This is a genomic window from Pelagirhabdus alkalitolerans (assembly GCF_900096905.1).
GTDB classification, from domain to species: domain Bacteria; phylum Bacillota; class Bacilli; order Bacillales; family Amphibacillaceae; genus Pelagirhabdus; species Pelagirhabdus alkalitolerans.
In genome coordinates this window covers 41644-62255 of sequence record NZ_FMYI01000003.1, presented here as the reverse complement: position 1 = coordinate 62255, position 20612 = coordinate 41644, and the positions used below count along the sequence as shown (strand labels likewise).

Annotated in this window: 21 protein-coding genes; 7 read left to right on the top strand and 14 right to left on the bottom strand. The window is 35.5% G+C overall.

Going from position 1 to position 20612, the window contains the following annotated elements; translation table 11 throughout:
- The first annotated feature begins 107 nt into the window (after positions 1 to 107).
- Both ytrH and ytrI read left to right on the top strand, forming a co-directional pair.
- The gene (gene ytrH / locus BLR62_RS04865; RefSeq protein WP_090793952.1) at positions 108 to 440 is read left to right on the top strand and encodes a sporulation membrane protein YtrH; all 333 of its coding nucleotides are present in this window, start codon (positions 108 to 110) and stop codon (positions 438 to 440) included.
- Positions 440 to 940 (top strand): sporulation membrane protein YtrI, encoded by a 501-nt coding sequence (ytrI, locus tag BLR62_RS04860; protein ID WP_090793950.1) that lies wholly within the window; start codon positions 440 to 442, stop codon positions 938 to 940. Before ytrH ends, ytrI begins: the two co-directional genes overlap by 1 nt.
- On the opposite strand, the gene BLR62_RS04855 is transcribed toward ytrI, so the two are convergent.
- A complete protein-coding gene (locus BLR62_RS04855) occupies positions 929 to 1864 on the bottom strand; it encodes a DHH family phosphoesterase (RefSeq protein ID WP_090793947.1) in 936 nt (311 codons plus the stop codon). The two genes, ytrI and BLR62_RS04855, sit on opposite strands and share 12 nt — an antisense overlap.
- A gap of 25 nt (positions 1865 to 1889) precedes the next feature.
- Positions 1890 to 3200: a DRTGG domain-containing protein gene (locus BLR62_RS04850; protein ID WP_090793946.1), complete on the bottom strand. Its 1311-nt coding sequence runs from the start codon at positions 3198 to 3200 to the stop codon at positions 1890 to 1892.
- Between the two features lie 176 nt (positions 3201 to 3376).
- Here BLR62_RS04850 and BLR62_RS04845 point away from each other — a divergent pair, with 176 nt between their 5' ends.
- Positions 3377 to 3847 carry a universal stress protein gene (locus BLR62_RS04845; RefSeq protein ID WP_090793943.1) on the top strand — a complete coding sequence of 157 codons (471 nt, stop codon included), beginning with the start codon at positions 3377 to 3379 and terminating at the stop codon, positions 3845 to 3847.
- Positions 3848 to 3901: 54 nt separating this feature from the next.
- Here BLR62_RS04845 and BLR62_RS04840 read toward each other — a convergent pair whose 3' ends face one another.
- The gene (locus tag BLR62_RS04840) at positions 3902 to 5125 is read right to left on the bottom strand and encodes an ISL3 family transposase (protein WP_090793940.1); all 1224 of its coding nucleotides are present in this window, start codon (positions 5123 to 5125) and stop codon (positions 3902 to 3904) included.
- A gap of 77 nt (positions 5126 to 5202) precedes the next feature.
- Here BLR62_RS04840 and BLR62_RS12515 point away from each other — a divergent pair, with 77 nt between their 5' ends.
- Entirely contained in the window at positions 5203 to 5358 is a 156-nt protein-coding gene (locus tag BLR62_RS12515) for a hypothetical protein (RefSeq protein ID WP_218119753.1), read from the top strand.
- A 96-nt stretch (positions 5359 to 5454) separates the two neighbouring features.
- Here BLR62_RS12515 and BLR62_RS04835 read toward each other — a convergent pair whose 3' ends face one another.
- Positions 5455 to 6648 (bottom strand): acetate kinase, encoded by a 1194-nt coding sequence (locus BLR62_RS04835; RefSeq protein ID WP_090793938.1) that lies wholly within the window; start codon positions 6646 to 6648, stop codon positions 5455 to 5457.
- Between the two features lie 126 nt (positions 6649 to 6774).
- Complete coding sequence (locus BLR62_RS04830; protein WP_090793935.1) at positions 6775 to 7758, bottom strand: class I SAM-dependent methyltransferase; 984 nt, start codon at positions 7756 to 7758, stop codon at positions 6775 to 6777.
- Positions 7759 to 7922: 164 nt separating this feature from the next.
- On the opposite strand from BLR62_RS04830, the gene BLR62_RS04825 reads away from it, so the two are divergent.
- Positions 7923 to 8726: an NAD kinase gene (locus BLR62_RS04825; RefSeq protein ID WP_090793933.1), complete on the top strand. Its 804-nt coding sequence runs from the start codon at positions 7923 to 7925 to the stop codon at positions 8724 to 8726.
- 74 nt (positions 8727 to 8800) lie between these two features.
- Here BLR62_RS04825 and BLR62_RS04820 read toward each other — a convergent pair whose 3' ends face one another.
- The 6 genes from BLR62_RS04820 to ezrA all read right to left on the bottom strand — a co-directional run bounded on the left by BLR62_RS04820 (position 8801) and on the right by ezrA (position 15443).
- Positions 8801 to 10399 (bottom strand): amidohydrolase, encoded by a 1599-nt coding sequence (locus BLR62_RS04820; RefSeq protein ID WP_090793931.1) that lies wholly within the window; start codon positions 10397 to 10399, stop codon positions 8801 to 8803.
- Between the two features lie 159 nt (positions 10400 to 10558).
- Complete coding sequence (locus BLR62_RS04815) at positions 10559 to 10771, bottom strand: alpha/beta-type small acid-soluble spore protein (protein ID WP_090793928.1); 213 nt, start codon at positions 10769 to 10771, stop codon at positions 10559 to 10561.
- Positions 10772 to 10870: 99 nt separating this feature from the next.
- Positions 10871 to 12073: a tRNA uracil 4-sulfurtransferase ThiI gene (gene thiI, locus BLR62_RS04810; RefSeq protein ID WP_090793925.1), complete on the bottom strand. Its 1203-nt coding sequence runs from the start codon at positions 12071 to 12073 to the stop codon at positions 10871 to 10873.
- A 4-nt stretch (positions 12074 to 12077) separates the two neighbouring features.
- Complete coding sequence (locus BLR62_RS04805; protein ID WP_090793920.1) at positions 12078 to 13217, bottom strand: cysteine desulfurase family protein; 1140 nt, start codon at positions 13215 to 13217, stop codon at positions 12078 to 12080.
- Between the two features lie 127 nt (positions 13218 to 13344).
- Positions 13345 to 13734 (bottom strand): hypothetical protein, encoded by a 390-nt coding sequence (locus tag BLR62_RS04800; RefSeq protein WP_090793917.1) that lies wholly within the window; start codon positions 13732 to 13734, stop codon positions 13345 to 13347.
- Positions 13735 to 13748: 14 nt separating this feature from the next.
- Positions 13749 to 15443, bottom strand: a complete 1695-nt coding sequence (gene ezrA, locus BLR62_RS04795; protein ID WP_090793914.1) for a septation ring formation regulator EzrA — start codon at positions 15441 to 15443, stop codon at positions 13749 to 13751.
- A 250-nt stretch (positions 15444 to 15693) separates the two neighbouring features.
- On the opposite strand from ezrA, the gene BLR62_RS04790 reads away from it, so the two are divergent.
- A complete protein-coding gene (locus tag BLR62_RS04790; RefSeq protein ID WP_090793911.1) occupies positions 15694 to 16176 on the top strand; it encodes a GAF domain-containing protein in 483 nt (160 codons plus the stop codon).
- Positions 16177 to 16194: 18 nt separating this feature from the next.
- On the opposite strand, the gene BLR62_RS04785 is transcribed toward BLR62_RS04790, so the two are convergent.
- Positions 16195 to 18054 carry a sensor domain-containing diguanylate cyclase gene (locus tag BLR62_RS04785; protein WP_090793908.1) on the bottom strand — a complete coding sequence of 620 codons (1860 nt, stop codon included), beginning with the start codon at positions 18052 to 18054 and terminating at the stop codon, positions 16195 to 16197.
- Positions 18055 to 18483: 429 nt separating this feature from the next.
- Between BLR62_RS04785 and rpsD the strand changes: the two genes are divergently transcribed.
- Positions 18484 to 19086 (top strand): 30S ribosomal protein S4, encoded by a 603-nt coding sequence (gene rpsD, locus BLR62_RS04780; protein WP_090793905.1) that lies wholly within the window; start codon positions 18484 to 18486, stop codon positions 19084 to 19086.
- Between the two features lie 591 nt (positions 19087 to 19677).
- Here rpsD and BLR62_RS04775 read toward each other — a convergent pair.
- On the bottom strand, positions 19678 to 20298 hold the full coding sequence (locus BLR62_RS04775; RefSeq protein WP_090793902.1) for a GNAT family acetyltransferase: 621 nt from the start codon (positions 20296 to 20298) through the stop codon (positions 19678 to 19680).
- The gene (locus BLR62_RS12445) at positions 20298 to 20471 is read right to left on the bottom strand and encodes a hypothetical protein (RefSeq protein WP_176759215.1); all 174 of its coding nucleotides are present in this window, start codon (positions 20469 to 20471) and stop codon (positions 20298 to 20300) included. The genes BLR62_RS04775 and BLR62_RS12445 overlap by 1 nt, the downstream gene beginning before the upstream one ends.
- Positions 20472 to 20612 lie beyond the last annotated feature (141 nt).

Sequence of the window (20612 nt, the reverse complement as noted above, 5' to 3'; positions counted from 1 at the left end):
AAAACTTTGATAAATGGAGACTTTTTTTACTATTTATAATTAAACATAGTTAGTGTTAGTTTAACATAGCTTAGTAGTAGTCGAGGTTTATTAAAGGAGATTGTCTAATGGATGAACGTTTTTTTGCTACCATTATGCAATGTTTTTTTATTGCATTAGGTGTTGTCTTGGGCGGAGCATTTATTGGAAGTATTGGGGCTTTCGCAAGTGGTGAACCGCCATTTTCACTTATGAACCGCATTGCAAGAAGTCTACGCATTTGGGCAATTGTTGCTTCTATCGGAGGAACATTTGATGTTATTTCAAATTTTGAACGTGGAATTATTGAAGGAGAAACAATCGATATTGTTAAACAGATTCTCATTATTATAACAGCAATGGCCGGTGTACAAGTTGCACTCATGATGATTGAATGGTTATCACCAGAGGAAATCGCTTAATGCGTATGCCTAGTTATTCAATCTATTCAAAGTGGCGAACATTTATAAGCGGTTTGTTTTTCGGAACTTTCATTGCCTATTTTGTGTTTTTGTACATGCATGGTGTCATGATTGAAAAAAGAATCGAGGATCAGATTACGATGTACCAAACCTACCAAGAACTAAAACGAGATCACGAAACCCTTCAAACCAAATTATCTGATTTAACTGAGCGGTATGAGCAAAAAACACGTATTCAAACCATTGAATTAATTATTGTTAACGAAGAACAATTAAAGCTAGATCGCTTTATGCTGCTTGAAATGAAAGAGTTGATTAAAGAGGATGTTCACAATCTTTTAGGTAAAGAGGTAAACACCTTTAATCAACACTATTCATTACTTATTAGCACATTAGAAAACAAAACGTACACGATCGATCATGAAACATATAATGTGGAAGTGCTTCACTTATTTATGAGCGAAACAAGTGAAATTTACCTTGAAATCTCATCGACATAATTGTTGTAACTCAGTAATCAATTGATCCGCTTCTTGCCAACTGTAAACAGTTGCACCTGCTGCTAGCGCATGTCCTCCACCGTTGAACCTTGCAGCGAGTTCATTAATAGCATTTTGTTTTGATCGCAGTCTAACTCGAATAATATCTTCTTCTTCAACAAATATAGCCCAAGCAGAAACACCTTTAATATCACCGTAAGTACCTACTAATTTACTTGTGTCATCAGGGCTTACCTTGTATTCATTTAAAATTTCTTTTGTTAATTTAACGCTTGTAACATTTGATTCAACATCAACTTGTTGTAATAAATAGCCCTTTAGTTTCGCTAAAGATTGATCGACTTCATACATCTTGTTATAGAGTGTTGAGCGGTCAAAATTATACGCAACTAAGTTTGAAGCAACTTCAAATGTTTGAGTGGATGTACTAGGAAAAAGAAAGCGCCCTGTATCGCCTACTATACCTGCATACAACAGCCTTGCTACATCATCTGTAATTTCTAATCGGTTTTTTAAAGTATTATCAGTTAGCTGATAAATCATTTCAGAAGTTGAACTCGCGGTTGGATCCACCCAACTAATATCTCCATAAGGATCCACTTCTGGATGATGATCGATCTTTATAATAGCCTCACCTTCAGAAAAGCGTTCATCATCAACTCTTGGTCGATTAGCTGTATCATTAACAATCACAAGCGCACTTTTATAATAATCAGATTGAACTTGATCCATCGTAGCTAAATACGTAAGTGAAGGATCATTCTCGCCTACACTAAACACTCGTTTTTCTGGATACGTCGCTTTTATCGCTTTTAATAAACCTACTTGTGAACCAATCGCATCAGGGTCTGGTCGAACATGACGATGAATGATAATCGTATCGTACGTTTTAATCTTATTAAGTATTTCTTGTTTAATTGTCATTTTTAATGCTCCCATCTTTCTGTCATTACCGATCGATCAGTTGACCGATTAATACAGCTTTGCCGACAATATCTTTTTCATGGTGGATCTCAATGTCTATTTTAACCGATTTGCGTCCGATTTCTAATATTTTAGGGATAATTGTAATTTCACTCTCAAGTTGGACTGGTTTAATAAAATACACCGAAATGTTCTCAACAACAAGATCACCTTTTTTCATATAGGTCATAATCCGACTACTCACTTCAGAAATAAAAGAAACAAAAACACCATTTGATAATGTTCCTAATGCATTCGTCATTTGGGGTGTTACTTTAGAATGGAATTTAAACGTCGACCCTTCATCTTCCATTAGTAAACCACTCGTCACAATATCATCGATGGTTTCCCCCACTTGAGGTTGCCTTTGAACATGTTGTAATGCTTTTAAAACATCTTGTCTTGAAATCAGCCCTTCTAACTTATGGTTTTGATTAACGACAGGGACAATTTCAATCCCTTCCCAAACCATCATATGTGCTGCATAGGCGAGAGAAGTTTGTTTAAAGACGGTCATAGGATTCTTCGTCATGACCTTTTCAACCTGCGTTCGCTCTGGTTTCCCGATAATATCTTTAGACGTAACAATACCGACAACACGCATTTGATCATCAACAACGGGATATCTTGAATGGGTTGTTTGATGATTCAACTCATACCATCTACTTATGGGTTCTGAGCGATTCAAATAATGTGTTTGCGCGAAATCAGTATAAATATCGCCAACAAGAACAATTTCTTTCTTAATGAGCTGATCATAAATAGCACGATTGATCATAGCAGCAACTGTAAACGTATCATAACTTGTCGAAATAATCGGTAATTGTTTTTCATCCGCTAAACGTTTAATCTGATCATCTGTATCAAAGCCACCGGTGATTAAAACAGCCGCCCCTTCTTCTAATGCTAAGCGATGCGCTTCAGATCGGTTACCAATAATGAGTAAAGAGTCTTTTTCTAAATAACGCATCATCGCATCAGTCTTCATGGCACCGATGACAAACTTATGTAATGTCTTATAAAGGCCTTCTCGCCCACCTAACACTTGGCCGTCTACAATACCGATGATCTCAGCAAACGTTAAATGCTCAAAGTTTTCTTTTCTTTTTTGTTCAATTCGAATCGTACCCACACGTTCAATGGTACTTACTAAACCTTGATTCTCAGCTTCTTTTATCGCTCTATAAGCTGTACCTTCACTTACATTTAAATCTTTTGCTGTTTGTCTAACCGATATTTTATTTCCAACTTTTAATGATTCAATATGCTTTAAAATTTGTTCATGTTTAGTTGCCAAGGTCAAGCCCACCTTACTTTTTAATCTGTACTAATCGTCTATCCGCAAGTGTTATTATACAGTTATTTTTTCAAAGTATCAATTTATCCATATAGATTTTTCAAGTTCATTTTATATGTTTGCACTTATTTAATTAGTGGTATAGTATCATATAAATTAGTTAGGGAGTGATGAGCATGCCAAGAGAACAATATAAGAAAATAGTCGTAGCCGTTGATGGTTCTCATGCATCATTAAAAGCTTTTAAAAAGGCAATTGAAGTAGCTAAGCGAAATGCAGGTGATCTAGTCATCGCACACGTTGTTGATACGAAAACAATCTCAACAGCTGAAACATATGATCAATCCATGATCAATCGTTCAGAAAGTTACGCTAGCAAATTGTTAAGTGATTACAAAGATGAAGCACTTCATGCAGGTGTTAAAAATGTTGAAACCCACATTGATTACGGTTCACCGAAAGTTCGCATTCCTAAATATGTGGCAAAAATGTTCCATGCAGATTTAATCATGTGTGGCGCGACAGGTTTAAACGCCGTTGAACGTTTCTTAATTGGTAGTGTTTCTGAAAACATCGTACGTTACGCACCTTGTGATGTATTGGTCGTTCGCTCTCATGAAGATGAAAAAGAAGAAAAAGAAAGTTAAAAATTATGGTTCTAAGTCAAATGTTGGGGTGAGCTAACGCTCACTCCTTATTTTTTATGCAATTCGAATCTTCACATCTTTATATTGATGATGTAATAAAACTTTTAATCGAAACCGATCAAATCGCCCAAAACCAAAGGCATTACGCTTAATAACCTTGGTTTGGTTGTTAATGCCTTCAACATAGCCATTATGCAAGTCAAAAGCGAAGCTATTTAAAATCTCTTTTTGCCAATTTTGAAAGGTTGAAATAGCTCTTTCAAATTCAACAACCCCTGACGCTTTGACAAGATCGTAAAACCTATATAATGTGTCTTTGATCTCCCCTAAACCTTCTTGGCCACAGGCCTTCGCTATTTCAAACCATTTTCTATAACCCTCTTTCAACTGATAAGCTCTTTCAAGATAATCTGATTTATGAAGGTAGTGCTCTAAATACCAGTGTTGTTTATCCGTTAGTTTTTCTTGATGTTTATAAAAAACATGACGCATTCGTTTACACTTTTTTCGATCATACGCATCAAATGAATGTTGAACATGCCTTCTTACCTGTTCTAAAGCCCAGTAAATATAGCGACAAAAATGAAATCGATCTGCCACGATAATAGGGCGTCCTAGCGATTGATCAACAGCTGCTTTAAAAGATGGACTCATGTCCATCACGACCACTTCAACACCTTGGCCATGTTGACGAAGATAATCTTTTAGCGTTTCCTTCTTTCGATCCTTTAGAATCTCAATCGGTTTTCGGCGAATCGGATCCGCAATGATCGTTTGATACTTCTCGCCACCTGCATCCCCTTTGTACTCATCGATGGCAATAACCTTAGGGAGTTCTTTTGTCTCGTTTAATTTAGAAGCACAAATCGTGTCAAAGCGACGCATAACCGTTGTAGGAGATGTCCCAAAGCGATCCGCCACATCTTTAAAATTCTTGGCATGAATCAGTTCGATTGATAACGCTTGATTAAACTCAACAGATTGTCGCTGATAACGCGCGACGAGCGTATTATCTTCATAAAATCGTTTTTGACACGTTGCCTCTTCACAAATATAACGGCGCTTTCGATAAAACAAGTGTGTATCTCTTCCGAAAGCTTGCGTGTGTTGAATCTTTTGCATGCGATAATCATGCACTTTCTGGGTCATTTGATGGCAATCAGGACAGCTGTGAGGCTGTCTTTCCAGCTCCACATGGAGGTGATAGACACCCTCTTTTTGATAAGACTTTGTCACGATGACCCCTTCTAATCCTGGTAAAGTGATGTTAGAATACATAGTACACGCAACTCCTTTTTGTTGGTTTTTGTTCGTCTAAACAAATCATAACAAATAAGGAGCTTGCGTGCTTTTTTATGTTAACGTGTGATGACTACGAGACGCCTGCGGGAACAGCACGAGCCGAAAATCCACTTAGGAAAGTGCCTTTCTTTCCTAAGTTAGTTGAGGCCGTGCCCGCGGCAAGCGAGTGGTCGATCACACGAACGCTTTTTATAAAAGCAGCGTGTTGAATTGTATCTTTACCCCAACATATATTTTAGAGCCAAAATTATTAATTAAATGTAAAAACCCTAGCTGTTTAAACAGCTAGGGTTTTCTAATCCGTTCTATTCGTTAAAAGCTAAACGCTGAACATCACGAGCAATCATAACTTCTTCATTTGTCGGTACGATTAAAACTTTCACAGGTGAATGTGGATAATTGATAAATGTTTCTTTACCACGAACATCGTTGTTTTGTGGATCCCAATAAACACCCATAAATTCTAACCCTTCTAACACACGCTCACGGACAGCTTTACTGTTCTCACCGATACCTGCTGTGAAGATAATAGCATCTACACCATGCATTTTAGATGCATAAGAACCGATATATTGATGGATACGTCCAGCGAAGATCTTAAGTGCTAATTCAGCACGCTCATTTCCTTGAGCCGCTTTATCTTCGATATCTCTTAAGTCACTAGAGAAACCAGATAGAGCTAGCATACCACTTTCTTTGTTTAATACATGAAGCACTTCGTTAACATCTTTTCCAGTCTTGTCCATAATATATGGTACTAAAGCCGGGTCAAGACTACCTGAACGTGTTCCCATTGTAACACCTTCAAGTGGCGTGAAGCCCATTGTTGTATCAATCGATTGACCATTTTTAACAGCAGCAACACTTGCACCATTACCGATATGGCAAGTGATCAGTCTTAGATTATCTAATGGCTCATCTAAAAGTTCAGCCGCGCGCTCTGATACATATTTATGGCTTGTACCATGGAAACCATACTTACGAATACCATAATCTTCATAATACTCATATGGCAAACTATATAAATATGATTCAGGTGGCATTGACTGATGGAACGCTGTGTCAAATACAGCCACGGCCGGTACATCTGGTAGAATCTCTTGGAAAGCACGAATGCCTGTTAAGTTTGCTGGGTTATGAAGTGGTGCTAAGTCAGATACTTTTTCAATTTCTTCAATAACCTCATCTGTTACAAGTACTGAGTCACTAAAACGTTCACCACCATGTACAACACGGTGACCAACACCTTCAATCTCATCTAGTGATTGAATAACACCAGAGTCCTGAAGTTTCTCTAATAATAATTGAACAGCTTTTTCGTGATTTTGAATATCAGTTGTTAGTTTTTCTTCTTCTTCACCATATTCAATTTTAAAAACAGCATCCTCTATACCAATTCGTTCGACAATACCTTTAGCTAATTCAGTTTCCTCTGGCATTTCAATCAATTGAAATTTAAGTGATGAACTGCCTGCATTAATAGAAATTACTTTACTCAAAATAATCCAATCCTTTCGGTTCCCTATTTTATCTATATATTAATCATTACCATTTTAACGAATGTTGAATGTAAATTGCAACTTAAATTAACTGATGAGAGCGTTGTCTGTTTAAATTCATACAATTCAAACAGATTTATACCCTTCTTCTTTAAACCATGCATTCATTTTCAGAACCATATTTTCAGTTGCTTTCATATTTTTAAACGATGGCAATTGAGCCATTAAGGCTTCCTTAGGTGCTTTTGTATGGTCACCTTTTTTCTGTAAGACAAATAAACTTTTCGCTTCTTCATTTGATCTAAATAATGAAGTCGGTAATTGTAATAGTGCAATAACGTGTGCTGATTCTTGAATCAATTGGTGTAAATAAGTTGATTGATCACTATTAAATAACGTATTTGGAATCACAAACATCGCATAACCACCTGGTGTCGTATACATTAGGCTTTGCTCAATTAGTAAATGATGTGCATACGTATGCTCGTGTTCACTATGCACTTTAAAAGCTTTTGCTCGCTCATCATCTGGATAAAAGCCAATTGGTAAATCTGCGATGACTAAATCAACTGGATCTAATAAGAGCGGTTGAATACTATCTTGGTGGAAAAATTCAATATCATGCTTTTGAATCGTCGCATTCAAAAGTCCTAATTCAGTAAATGTTGGATCAATCTCGCTTCCATATCCTTGTACCGTATGATTTTTCAATTGGTTGATGACGGATGTCAGTAAATTTGCCGATCCTGAAACAGGATCAAACAATCTGATTGTCTTTTTATCATACAATAGTTTTTCTGCTAAATAGCTGACATAACTACTAACTGAGTCCGGTGTAATAAGATGCTGTTGTTGTGTAGCGCCTTTCATAGCTTTTAATGTCAACAATTCAACTATTTTTCTTTTCGATTCATTATCTAAAGCGTCGAAAGAAGTTAATGGTAGACGCTCTTGTAATAATTGTTCTTTTTCTGAATTCACTTCTTCTTTATCCATAACAACTAAATTTAAAATATCAAGTAACCCTTCTAAATACGCATCATTCGTTTGTTTAATGCTTTCTTCTACAAGTTGATCAAATTGATTAAATAGTTGCTCGATTTGTTCCATCTTAAAACCTCCCTTAATCCAATGAACAAGTATAACACAGACACGCATTTTCGTCTCTCATTTTACTAAAGTGATTTAATCACCTTATGCACCATGGAGTTTGACCTATTCACGTTTAGGTTATATATAAGTGGGATCACCATATAAAGAAGGGGGCGTTTTAAATGAATAAAGTATACATACATGAAAAAGAAAACGAAAACAAATCAATTTTGATGAATCAATTGATCCAATCCGCCGAACAAAACCAAGTCAAATTAATTAATCAGCCTAGAAAAGCAGATGCTATTGTCATTTTAGGAAATGATGGTGATTTTCTGCACGGCGTTAGAAAAACGAACTTTTCCTCAAATGCTGTTTACATAGGCGTTTCAGAAAATGAAAGCGTCGGCTTATATAGTTCTGTCCCATTCTCAAGAAAAGACGATATTTGGAAAAACATATCTAACACAGCTTACACACAAAAACATGATGTTCTTCATTTATCAATTGATGATCGAGAGGATCGTTTTTATGCTTGTTTAAATGAATTCAGTATACGTTCTGGTATTATTAAAAGTATCGTTATCGATGTTCAAATCGATGACTCGCACCTTGAACAATTTCACGGTGATGGTTTAATTGTATCTACACCTTCAGGAAGCTCAGGTTATAATAAATCAATTGGGGGTGCTGTTGTTGACCCGAAATTAACATCTTTACAAATAAGTAAAATCGCACCTTTAACGAATAGCCGTTATAATGTTTTTCATTCACCTCTTGTGCTCGATCACTCAAGAAAAATAAGATTTGATATTATTCAAGATGGTAATGACCATCCTATTATTGGCCTTGATAATGAGGCTTTTCCCATTTCCCATATTCGATCAGTCGAGTTAAGCCTTGTTCCTCGAGCCTTGACGCATTTTAATTTACCAGAAGCTAATTATATTGATCAGTTAAAAGATCAATTTCTAAATAAGAAGTGAAAATACGCTAAAACATGCACAATGGGAATATGTGCATGTTTTTTAATTGATATATCTACTTAATTCAAGACAAACTAACGAGAGAAAACAATTCGTTCATTTATAATCGTTTGATTAACAGGAATTTGTTCAATTTCACTTGGCTCTACATCAAAAGGATTGTTATTTAAAACGGTGAAGTCTGCGGTATAGCCTGGTAAAATGTAACCTCTTTCTTTCTCTTTACCGATTGCATAGGCACTACCATTTGTATACAATGAGATAGCCTGAAATACATTAATCCGTTCATCCTTTGTATATGCCACTCCATCTATAGTCGACCGTCTCTCAACAAAGGCTTGAATGCCACTTAGTGGATTCACCGTTTCGATCGGTGCATCAGAACCAGCAGCACAAGCAATACCTTCCTCCAAGAAACGTTTCCATACATAAGCATTGTTCACTCGATCTTCTCCTAACCGATCAATCACCCAAGGGAAATCAGAAGATACAAATGTAGGTTGTATATCTAACGTCACATCAATCGACTTTAACTTTTGAACAATTGACTCATTGACTAAAACAGCATGAATTAACCGATCACGACCACCTGTAGCTAAAGGATATTGCTTCAATAAATCAATAACGGTTTCAATCGCACGATCACCTATTGTATGAACCGCTACTGGTAAATTGTGTTTTCGTGCTTTCATTATCAATTGTTTTAAATCTTCATGTGTATGCATGTTTAGTCCCGTATTACCGGAATCATCGCTATATGGTTGATAAAGCCAAGCTGTTCGACCACCAAGAGCACCGTCAGAAAATATTTTCATCGCACCATATTCAACATATTCTGAAGCTACTATAGTCTTTTGATCAAACGCAGCTAGGTAATCATCAACAACGTCATGATGAACAAGCAAATGCGCGCGAAATAAACGATTGTGTTCATTTAATGTTTCAGCGTATGCTTGTGAGACATTTTGAAAGCTGTTTTTCCCGTAATAAGCTAAATCTTCGCTATGTCCACCGACTAATCCTAGACTAAGCATGTGATCAACTGCATAACGAATTAATTGTTTTAACTCACTTACTGTCCGATCAGGTACTGCTTGTTTTATCATGTCCTGAGCGCTATCTAAAAAGTAACCCGTCATACGTTTTTTATGGTCCCTTACGATTTTTCCACCTTGTGGGTCTTTTGTTTGGGCATCAATGCCTGACATCGAAATAGCTTTACTATTAGCCACTATAGCATGTCTACATATTCTTGTTAATATAATAGGATGTTCTGCAGTCAATTGATCCAGTTCATCACGATCAATAACACGTTGATCCTCCCATTGATTATCATTCCAACCTTCTCCAAACAACCACTGCCCTGGTTTCAATTCATCCACTTTCAATTTGATCCGTCGTAACACCTCTTCTCGGCTTGTACAATCTGATAAATCGAGATGATCCAGTTTTTCACCTTGACCAATAATATGTAAATGGCTATCAACAAATCCAGGAAATACAGTGTCACCGTTCATATTCATTTCAGTTTTAACCCTTTTTCCATAACGATCTTTTAATGATTTATAGTTTCCAATATCAACTACAACACCTGATTCAGTAAAAATGGCCTCTGTAGTCTCATTTTCATCTCTCATCGTATAAAATACCCCATTATACCATAAAGTCCCCATCTGCTTATTCGCCCCCTTATTTTCTTTATCAACTATTATCACCTAAATTAAAACGAAATTCAAAACTTATATTTATGAAGGTACTTTACATTTAGCTATGTTTTAAAATGTGACAAATGAAAAGAGCAGTGTCAACTTCACACTACTCTCTTCGATTCATTATGATTGATTTGACTGATTTCCTAATTGTTGTTCGGCCATTTGAACTAAACGTTTTGTGATTTCGCCACCAACAGATCCATTGGCACGAGATGTTGTATCAGCACCTAAATTGACACCGAACTCTTGTGCAATTTCATATTTCATTTGATCAAGAGCTTGTGAAACACCAGGAACAACCAATTGATTACTACTATTATTATTTGCAACCATTTCAGTATTCACCTCCTCTTTATTACACAATTAGATTGCGCAAAAGAAAGAAGTTCATACCCTTTTTAAACTGGTAGTTGTTGTTAGATTTTGAACAAATTAAAAGAGTGAATCCATTTCATTCTCATCAGAATCAAACGGAGATAGTGATACCGTTTCAATATTATCTAATAAATCATTTAACTCCTGCTCTAAATCTAATTCACCTTCGAAAAATTCAACCTTTTCTTTCTTAGGTTTAGTTTTGGGGGCATTAGGTACGAAAACTGTACAACAATCATCATAAGGACGAATCGAAATAGGATACGTATCAATTGTTTTAGCAATTGATATAATTTCACTTTTATCCATCGTAACTAATGGCCTGATAATTGGATAATTTGTGATCGCGTTAATAGCATGCATACTTTCCATCGTTTGACTCGCTACCTGACCTAAACTTTCACCTGTTGTAATGGATTTGATGTCTTGTTTCTCAGCAATGATCTCACTAATTTTCAACATCATTCGCCTCATCACTGTCATCGAATAGCCAAATGGTATATCACGATGAATTTTCTGCTGCATGGCAGTAAAAGGTACGACATGAATTTTAATCGCATGTCCATACTTGGACAATTGTTTGGCTAGATCATATACCTTTTGCTTCGCGCCCTCACTTGTGTATGGCGGTGAATGAAAATGAATGGCTTCAATTTTTATACCTCTTCTCATTGCTAAATAACCTGCAACTGGACTGTCGATACCTCCGGATAACAATAATAAGGTTTTACCAGACGAACCAACCGGAAGTCCTCCCATACCTTGATAACGTTCTGAGGTTACATAAGTTGCATCATTTCGAATATCTATATGAATTTCTAGGTCTGGTTGATGCACATCAACTTTAATATTTTCCGTATTTTTTAATAAATGTGAACCGATAATATAATTAAAATCTTGAGAGCCAATAGGAAAGCTTTTATTTGCTCTTTTCGTTGTCACTTTAAATGTTTGAACTGAGTCAGCTTCATTCAATGCAAAAAGAGCGGCACGTTTAATAGCCATTTCCTCACTATCTGATTTAATTGCTAAACTAAAGGTTTGAATACCAAATATATATTGACAACGCTCTATAATCGGTGATGGGGCGACCCCATTCAACTCAATCATCATCCGATCACGATTGCTTTTAACTTTAGCATCTGGGAAGTCTTTTAATTGATGTCTCACATTTTCATGTAGCTGATTTATGAATTTTTTTCGGTTTTTATCTTTTAAAGCTAATTCACCGTACCGAATTAGCAAGTGGTCATATAACATACTATTACCCCATTACTTTATTTAATTCCTGAATCACTTTTTTCAAAGCTCTTGTGAACAATTCGACTTCTCCTTCAGTGTTTTGATAAGAAAAGCTCACTCTAATAGAAGATGTTGTTCGATTTCTCGGAAGTCCTATTGCTTTTAATACTGGACTTTCTTCTTCTTTTTTGGATGCGCACGCTGATTTGGTTGAAACGAAAATATTACGCTTTTCTAAAGCATGCAAAACTACTTCTGGTTTAAAGTGTGGTATAGAGAAGTTCAAAATGTGATCAGCTTGGTCATTCATCGTATTTATAATAACATGATCCATACTTTCTAATTCGATTCTCATTAAATGGTTCAAGTTTCTAAAATGATCCGGATGGTGCATTTTTTGTTCAGTCATCACACGCATTGCTTTTACAAGTGATACGATACCACCAAGATTTTCCGTTCCTGAACGTCTATCATTTTGTTGACCGCCACCGTGAAATAATGGAAAAAGGCGTATACCTTTTCTTGCAAAAAGTAGACCAGTTCCTTTGATTCCATGGATTTTATGGCCTGAAATTGTTGCTAGATCAACTGAGCAGTCATTAAGAGAAAGGTCAATTTTACCAAAACTTTGAACCATATCAACATGAAAAAAAGTATGCGCACGGTTCTTTAAGAGTTGACCAATCGCTTTGATAGGTTGAATCGTCCCTAGTTCATTGTTGACATGCATGACACTAACTAAAATCGTATCCTCTCTTAACGCATCAGAAACCGCATCAACATCTAAAACACCCGACTCACCAACAGGGAGTACGGTCACTTCAAAACCTAACGCTTCAAGAGAACGAACAGATTCTAATACAGATGGATGTTCAATCGCTGTTGTAATCACATGTTTACCTCTATTTTGATAGGCTAACGCAACACCTTTAATGGCTAAATTATTACCTTCTGTTCCCCCAGAAGTGAATATGATTTCATCTTCACCCACACCTAATAGTTGACCCGCTTGTTGTGAAGACTTTCGCAGCAATTTCTCTGCATCTAATCCAAACTGATGAGCAGATGACGTATTTCCGTAATATTGTTCTGAGACCGTTTGAAAACTCTCCGCAACTTCTTGTAGTGGTTTAGTCGTTGAACTATTATCAAAGTAAATCATTTATTTGCTCCTTCACCGTCATATTGCATTCCTTCATTCTAACACACCCCTGTTACAATTAAAATATGCAAACAACCTAGATATGCGCACACAAAAACCCCAAGCTTAAGCCTGGGATTTTTGCACACTACTCAATATCCAATGCTGATAATAATTCGTCAATTGAAACAGGATTTGATCGTTCAAAGTCGTACAATATGTCATTATAAGGACTACTTGCACGTTCTTCAACCGAAAGTGACACCTCTTCATCCACTACCGGTTCATCTTCTTCTATTTCCTCATCACTATTTTCTGAAACAGCCTCACTTACGTCGTTATCATCACTGTTTTCTTCATCTAAAACAACCGGTTGGTAGTCATTAGCATCACGTTCTCTCTCTGCCATTCTATCTTCATCCAATCCGGCATTAACTTCATATTCTGATGGTGATTGATCAACAATCGTTATAGCGAAGAAAAGTCCCCAGACGCTTAACGTTAAAGCAACCATGCTAATAATTGATACAATTTTCATCTCTTTTCACCTCACTAACTCGAAATTTCAACCCGAGTCTTCAACCTTTGAAGGGCTCCTGGTTCTACTTCTTCTAACCCTTCAGAAGCTGTTTCCAATGCTTCTTTATAATAATAATCTCTAAACATTTTTTCTGCTTCAGACAACTTTGCAGATAAAACGGGATATTGCGTACGATAGCGATTCGCATATTGAATGACACGCTCTACTAAATAAGCTTGTTCCATCATAAACTCTGTCTGTTCAATTAGATCTTCAACTGATTGATTCGTTTTTTCTAATTGGCGGGAAACTTGACCCATATCAAGAGGTTGTTCTTCTAACTTTTCGACAACATTTTGAGTATGGTCTTTTGCTTCATCAAGACGATTCCATATACTCGATGGAACACCAGGTAAATTACTTTTTCTAATCCGACGCTCAATGTCTAATAAGGTTTTTTTCGTTTCTTTCACCTTATCACGCGCAGCTAGTTCGTCTTTACGAATTGTTCTTACTTGATCTTTAAATTCTTGGTGTGATTCTTTAAACTTTTCTAGGTCTTGATAACTTGACTTTAACTGATCTTGAATGGCCACATAAGTCCAATCTCCATTTGATAAATCTTGTATCATTTGTTCAGCTTGTCGCTCAAGTTGATGAATCCATTTATCAAGATTATTATATAGCTCTAAATCGCTTCCTTCTAAGTAATACGTCTGTTGAAGGTCTTTCACCTCTAAATCAGTGTCATTAAAATCAGCCAATACATCTTCAATTAATGTTTTGAACGATTCGAGATGTTTATCGACATACTTTTTAGCGTGCACTTCTTGTTCCAAAATAGTATAAATCTCTTGAATCCGTTCTTCCATTGATTCGATCGCTTCGTATATAGAAGCATCGTCTGTTTCAATTAAACGATCAACAAAGTCTTTTAGTTGTTGATCAAATTGATCCAATTCAGATAAATATTGATCTTCATCGATTGGGTAACCATTTTGCGTCATTTCCCGTATACCATTTCGTAATTGATTAACTTGGTCAGGAAGTTCACGGTTACACTTCTTATACAAAACTGGAAAGGCTTCTATTCGTTCAGACAAATCACTCAATTGATCGTTTAATGTTTGGACAATCTGTCTAGCCTCATAATAGTTACCTTCATCTGAGGCTTGATAAAACTGATCTAATAGATTCTGTTGTTCATTGATCTCCTTCTCAAAACGCACCTCTGCTTTTCCAAATAGATGTCGATCTTGTAGCATGAGATGTCTCAATTCTTTAATCTTTGGAACAACTTTTTCAACTTCTTTTCGACTCTGTTTCTCAGAATCAAGCAAGTCATCTAGTTCTTGATACATCGATTCAATTGTCTCTTCTATTTCATTTAACGTTTGTTCAACTTTATTTAAACTGCGTTTAGCTGTTTGTACTTTAAACCGATCAGCAGACTCTTCTGCATCAAATAAATATTCTTCAATATCTGGTAATTCACGCGTTAAGATTCGATCCCACGTCTCTTTCCATGCTTCAAATTTTTCTTGTGTCTCCCCTGACAACTTCAGGGATTTTACACGTTGTAACTCTGCAGATACATTACGATGCATGATATCCATTTTCCAAGCCTCTAATTGATCAACGCGATCATAAATTCGTTTTCTAAGTATTAACCCTATGATAATAAGTGTAATAATAATGAGAATAAACCCTATAATATAGGTTACCATGTAAATCCTCCTCAACCTCAGTCAAAATATGTATATTTATGTAAATAGAAATTTTTCATCATATAATTTATTCTTTATTATTTTTATCATACCATGAACATCTTACTTTTGGCTAAAAAAAAACAAATAATTTCAAATTACAACATCATTTTCAAACTTATGCTTTTTTCGATACCTTAATATTGCATATCGCATCATTCATCTGTATAATCTTTTACCAACTATTTCATTTCATCAAGGGGGATTATTTATGTTTGAAAAGGAATCATATGATGGAACGCGCGAACGAAATTACGAACGTTTATTAAAGCAGTTAGAGGCTTTAATTGAAGATGAACCAAACACTGTAGCAAATCTATCAAATAGTTCAGCTTTACTTAATCAGTTTCTTGATCGAGTCAATTGGGTTGGATTTTATTTAATGGATGGAGAAGACGAGCTGATTTTGGGACCCTTTCAAGGGCTACCTGCTTGCTTACGTATCAAAGTGGGAAGCGGTGTTTGTGGCACAGCCGTTTCAGAAAAAACAACGCAACGAGTTGAGAACGTACATGAATTTCCTGGTCATATAGCTTGTGATGCTGATACCAATTCAGAAATTGTTGTTCCATTAGTTAAAAACGATCGCGTTATAGGTGTTCTTGACATCGACAGTCCAGAGCTTGATCGATTTGACTCACTCGATGAATCCTATCTTGAAGCATTTGCTGAAATTTTAACAAAATACCTTTAAAAAACCGCCCCGCATTCACTATGAATGTTGGGGCGGTTTTGCTAATTGTAATTGATTTTTGCCATTTCTCTTCGCTTTATACAGTGCTTGATCCGCTTGGTCAAAAAGGTCAGATAATGAGGAGACATAGCTTTCCTTCCAGTGTGTGATCCCCACTGAAGCTGTAATCTTTGGTGTGGTTTCATTTTCTATCGTCCTCAATATATCTCTTACAATCTGCTTACCTCTTGCGATAGATGCATTAACAAGGTAAACAACAAGCTCTTCACCACCCCATCTAGCAACAAATCCTATTTTTTCAGTTTTCTTTCTCAATATATTAGCGACTTGAACAAGTATTGTATCACCGACATCATGACCGTACTGATCATTTATTTGTTTAAAATCATCTAAATCAAATAAAACAAATACTCCTTCTCGATCATTCTTCAAATGATAGGCACATTTCTCATCCAAATATTGTCTAGAATACAATTTTGTCAAATAGTCCGTAATTACAGTTCGTTCCAATTTTTCTCTTAATATCATGTTATAAAATGCTAATGTCGCATGTTCAATTAACGAACGCAACAATTTAAATTGTTCAAATGTGAAGTGATAAGGATCTTTGTGTGTAACGACAACAACACCTAGTAATTGATCCATTTGAACCATCGGTAAAAGAATCACTGATCGATCTGTCATTGTGTGTAATATATCTTTTTCTAAACGGTCTCCAATAAATACCGGTGCTTGTTTATCTTTCACTAAATTCAGAATCGGCGCAATGTAACTTTCAGAATTGTCATGCATAAAACTTTTGCTCGATGCCTTATCAAAGACAAATTGATCTGTTTTATTTAAAAGTAAAAAGCCAATCTCTTTAGCCGAAACACAATTTAAAAATTGTTGTTTGATAAATGACGTTATTTCTTCTTTAGTTTCTAATTTATTTAAACCATGAACAAATGTGTTAATAAGTTGCAGGTCACTGACAAGGTGATTTGATTGCTGATACAGTTGAGCATTTTCTAGTGCATTCCCAGCTGTATTCGCTAAAAGCCGGATAAACTCGATGTCTTGTGGTAATAAAACATTAGCACTTGGAATCATTAATTGCATTACACCATAAATCCCTTGCTTACCATTTAACGGTGCATACACTGTACGTTTGTGCGGTTTTTGAATTTGCTTAATTTCACCTGATAGAAACGCTTGAACACTTGCCTTATCAGCATATTCATCATTATATATAAGTTCTTTAATCGGTAAATCGGTGTCGTGCTGGTGCGTCTTAGATAAAAATAAGCTACATTCATAATGAGGATAAACCGATTTTATCGTCTTTATGACTTCTGACAATACTTCACTCGTTTGCATCGTTGAATGAAATTTTTGTGTCACATTAAACATCAACTCATACTTTTTAGATTGTGTCAGCATGTCATGACTTTTTGTTAAACCAATTATTGTTGATTTTAACTTCTCTACAAAGCTTATCGCCTCACTCTGATTTAGCGATTGATTCGGTTGTGTGAAGAAAAGTAGTTGACCAGTTATCCGTTCATTATGCTCCATATTGCTTACATAGACTTGAGTATAACTGTCATCTTTTAAAAACAAATTTGCAGGCATCTTTTTAAATGCATGCCCTTCATTCTTATTTAGGTACGCATGATCTTCGAGCTGTTCTATTAGATTTATTGATTTATCAGATGCGACATCAAACAGTTCAAATGTATCACGCCACACATTGTAATTGTAAAACGCAACAGATTCCACTTCACTAACTTGTTTAATAAGCGTTAAGACATTATGTAACGAACTTTCAATTTGACTTGAAAACGTCTCATCATGGAGGAACGTGGCATATTTTTCTGTTAGTGTATTAGACTTCATCAATTACCCTCCATCTTTCTTATAATGATCATTATCAATCGAACTCATTTACTTTACAGTATAACGCAAATATTTCTAATTGCCTACCAAAAACATAGTAAATTATCCTTATTAAGTTTAAGGAAAGGGTTACCATTTTTGTTAAATGTCGAAATTCTTTTGAAAAATAATGTATTTTGTCATCTTGACATTTAATCCTTTAGAAACAGTTGACTTTAATGCTCAAAAAGCATATAATGTACTTTGTGTAAAAAAGGTAGCCTTTGTGAACCACCGGTTGTTCATTTTGTTCCTTATATAATAAATTAAGGTGTATCGTGTAACTCTCTGCTGCTGGAGCGATGGTACATGAAAACAAAATGCCAAGCGACAATGGAACACTATATCTTCTTTTATGCAAAATCTAATACTAGAAGGAGAGATTATTTTATGTCTCGTTATACAGGTCCTGTATGGAAAAGATCTCGTCGATTAGGTATCTCATTAACAGGTACAGGTAAGGAGTTAGACAAACGCCCTTACGCACCAGGACAACATGGTCCTAATCAACGTAAAAAGCTATCTGAATATGGCTTACAGCTTCAAGAAAAACAAAAACTACGTTTCATGTACGGCTTGAATGAGCGTCAATTCCTAAACTTATTCAACAAAGCTGGTAAAATGAAAGGTGTTCATGGTGAAAACTTCATGATCCTTCTTGAATCACGCTTAGATAATATGGTTTATCGTTTAGGCCTTGCTCGTACACGTCGTCAAGCTCGTCAGCTAGTAAACCATGGCCATATTACTGTGGATGGTGCTCGTGTAGATATCCCATCTTACAGCATTCAACCTAACCAAGTAATTGGCGTACGTGAAAAATCACAAAAACTTGACATCATTGCAGAAGCAATCGAAGCGAACACATTTGTTCCTGAATATGTTTCATTCGATGCAGACAAGCTAGAAGGTTCTCTAACACGCTTCCCAGAGCGTTCAGAGTTACCAGCTGAGATTAATGAAGCACTTATCGTTGAGTGGTACTCACGTTAAAAAATTGAGTATGCACATACTAAGATTAAAAACCCTAGAAACCTTGTTAAATCAAGTGTTTCAGGGTTTTTTATTTGGATTAATATATGCAGAATAACGCAGAAACTGATGTGGAATTTCCGTTTCTAGAGCACATTAAGCTATATGTGAAATTCACATCTGCACGTTTTTCGGGTATAGAGTAACGATTCGTTCACAGTTTTAATCTTTAGTGATGAACTCACCTCCACAAATCTACATTAAACAGCCGCTAAGCATACAAAAAAGTAATTGAGCACACCTTACATTAGGTAGTTACGCTCTCAATTACTTTTTTAGTGAATTCATTCAATGTTAGTTTAGAAACACATATCCAACGTGTTGTTTAAGTTTAATTGTTCGTTCTTACTCAATGACAAGAGAATTAGAACTGTTCCAATTTTTTCTTCAGACATGTAAGAATTAACTAATTTGCTTTTTTCTTTCAGCAAAAGCAGACAATGTTTCTTTTATGACCTATCCCGATCAAGAGAATCATATTTTAAAAAGAAAAAGGGATGAAGAAAATCTTTAGAACTATAACAATTGAACTCTACATATGATCAATTCACTCTACTCAGGTTGTTTCAAACGTTTTACCAACATAGCTAAACCATTAACAGATTCATAGTCTTCTAGCTCAATAAATCCATGGTCACGGTAAAATGAAATAAGCTTTTGATCATGTTGACATTCAAGATAAACAATTCTCCCCCCCACTATTTTGTGAGCTTCCAATATTTTATTTTGTGCAAAAGCCATCAAATCTCTGCCAGTAGCCCCGTTAGAATTTCTTGACTTTTCACTAAAGTTTCTACCTATCTGTCCGATCAAAAAACCTTTAATTTCGTATGAATTTTGTTCAGTTCTATGACCAACACCCATTAAACGCTTTTTCATTGAATTAGTCAGCTTTGTAAAATTTTTTTTGCTAATGGCTAATGGCCTATTAGATATTGAAAAATATCCACTCAAAATACGCTTTTCTTTATATGTACTAAAAACTAAGTATGTTCTGGATATATCCAATTTCTCAAACTCAATCGCTTTATAGTGAAAAAAATACTCCACGTCAGCAGCACCACTTACTCCATCACTTTGTATCGTTTCAAAAGTAAAGAGAAGGTCTTTGACCTCCTCTTCACTGATGTCCGAATTCAAAATATCTGTTAATGAAACAACATCTAAAGCCATTAATTATCCCTAGTCGACTGGATAATATTTTTAATCGCTTCTGGATCACTTACCTCATTAACTCGTTGTGATGGTTTATATTGCGTGTCTTTACTATTCTCTATTGCGTTTATAAGTTTTTGTGCTTGTTTCTGATTAAATTTGAAGTCAGTTGTAAAACTTTTGGTTGCCATTATAGACACCTCAATTTCCTATTTTAAAAATCTTTAATCAAATTATATATATATTCTTATTAAAAAACAATATGATGCATGTTAAATAATTTAATTATATTATACAATATTCTTTCCTTATAAGATAATTATATGCATTGA

Excerpts from the sequence above, each read along its gene's own strand:
- ytrH (WP_090793952.1), top strand. The coding sequence starts at position 108 with ATGGATGAACGTTTTTTTGCTACCATTATGCAATGTTTTTTTATTGCA.
- ytrI (WP_090793950.1), top strand. The coding sequence starts at position 440 with ATGCGTATGCCTAGTTATTCAATCTATTCAAAGTGGCGAACATTTATA.
- BLR62_RS04855 (WP_090793947.1), bottom strand. The coding sequence starts at position 1,864 with ATGACAATTAAACAAGAAATACTTAATAAGATTAAAACGTACGATACG.
- BLR62_RS04845 (WP_090793943.1), top strand. The coding sequence starts at position 3,377 with ATGCCAAGAGAACAATATAAGAAAATAGTCGTAGCCGTTGATGGTTCT.
- BLR62_RS04840 (WP_090793940.1), bottom strand. The coding sequence starts at position 5,125 with ATGTATTCTAACATCACTTTACCAGGATTAGAAGGGGTCATCGTGACA.
- BLR62_RS12515 (WP_218119753.1), top strand. The coding sequence starts at position 5,203 with ATGTTAACGTGTGATGACTACGAGACGCCTGCGGGAACAGCACGAGCC.
- BLR62_RS04830 (WP_090793935.1), bottom strand. The coding sequence starts at position 7,758 with ATGGAACAAATCGAGCAACTATTTAATCAATTTGATCAACTTGTAGAA.
- BLR62_RS04825 (WP_090793933.1), top strand. The coding sequence starts at position 7,923 with ATGAATAAAGTATACATACATGAAAAAGAAAACGAAAACAAATCAATT.
- BLR62_RS04820 (WP_090793931.1), bottom strand. The coding sequence starts at position 10,399 with ATGGGGACTTTATGGTATAATGGGGTATTTTATACGATGAGAGATGAA.
- BLR62_RS04815 (WP_090793928.1), bottom strand. The coding sequence starts at position 10,771 with ATGGTTGCAAATAATAATAGTAGTAATCAATTGGTTGTTCCTGGTGTT.
- thiI (WP_090793925.1), bottom strand. The coding sequence starts at position 12,073 with ATGTTATATGACCACTTGCTAATTCGGTACGGTGAATTAGCTTTAAAA.
- BLR62_RS04805 (WP_090793920.1), bottom strand. The coding sequence starts at position 13,217 with ATGATTTACTTTGATAATAGTTCAACGACTAAACCACTACAAGAAGTT.
- BLR62_RS04800 (WP_090793917.1), bottom strand. The coding sequence starts at position 13,734 with ATGAAAATTGTATCAATTATTAGCATGGTTGCTTTAACGTTAAGCGTC.
- ezrA (WP_090793914.1), bottom strand. The coding sequence starts at position 15,443 with ATGGTAACCTATATTATAGGGTTTATTCTCATTATTATTACACTTATT.
- BLR62_RS04790 (WP_090793911.1), top strand. The coding sequence starts at position 15,694 with ATGTTTGAAAAGGAATCATATGATGGAACGCGCGAACGAAATTACGAA.
- BLR62_RS04785 (WP_090793908.1), bottom strand. The coding sequence starts at position 18,054 with ATGAAGTCTAATACACTAACAGAAAAATATGCCACGTTCCTCCATGAT.
- rpsD (WP_090793905.1), top strand. The coding sequence starts at position 18,484 with ATGTCTCGTTATACAGGTCCTGTATGGAAAAGATCTCGTCGATTAGGT.
- BLR62_RS04775 (WP_090793902.1), bottom strand. The coding sequence starts at position 20,298 with ATGGCTTTAGATGTTGTTTCATTAACAGATATTTTGAATTCGGACATC.
- BLR62_RS12445 (WP_176759215.1), bottom strand. The coding sequence starts at position 20,471 with ATGGCAACCAAAAGTTTTACAACTGACTTCAAATTTAATCAGAAACAA.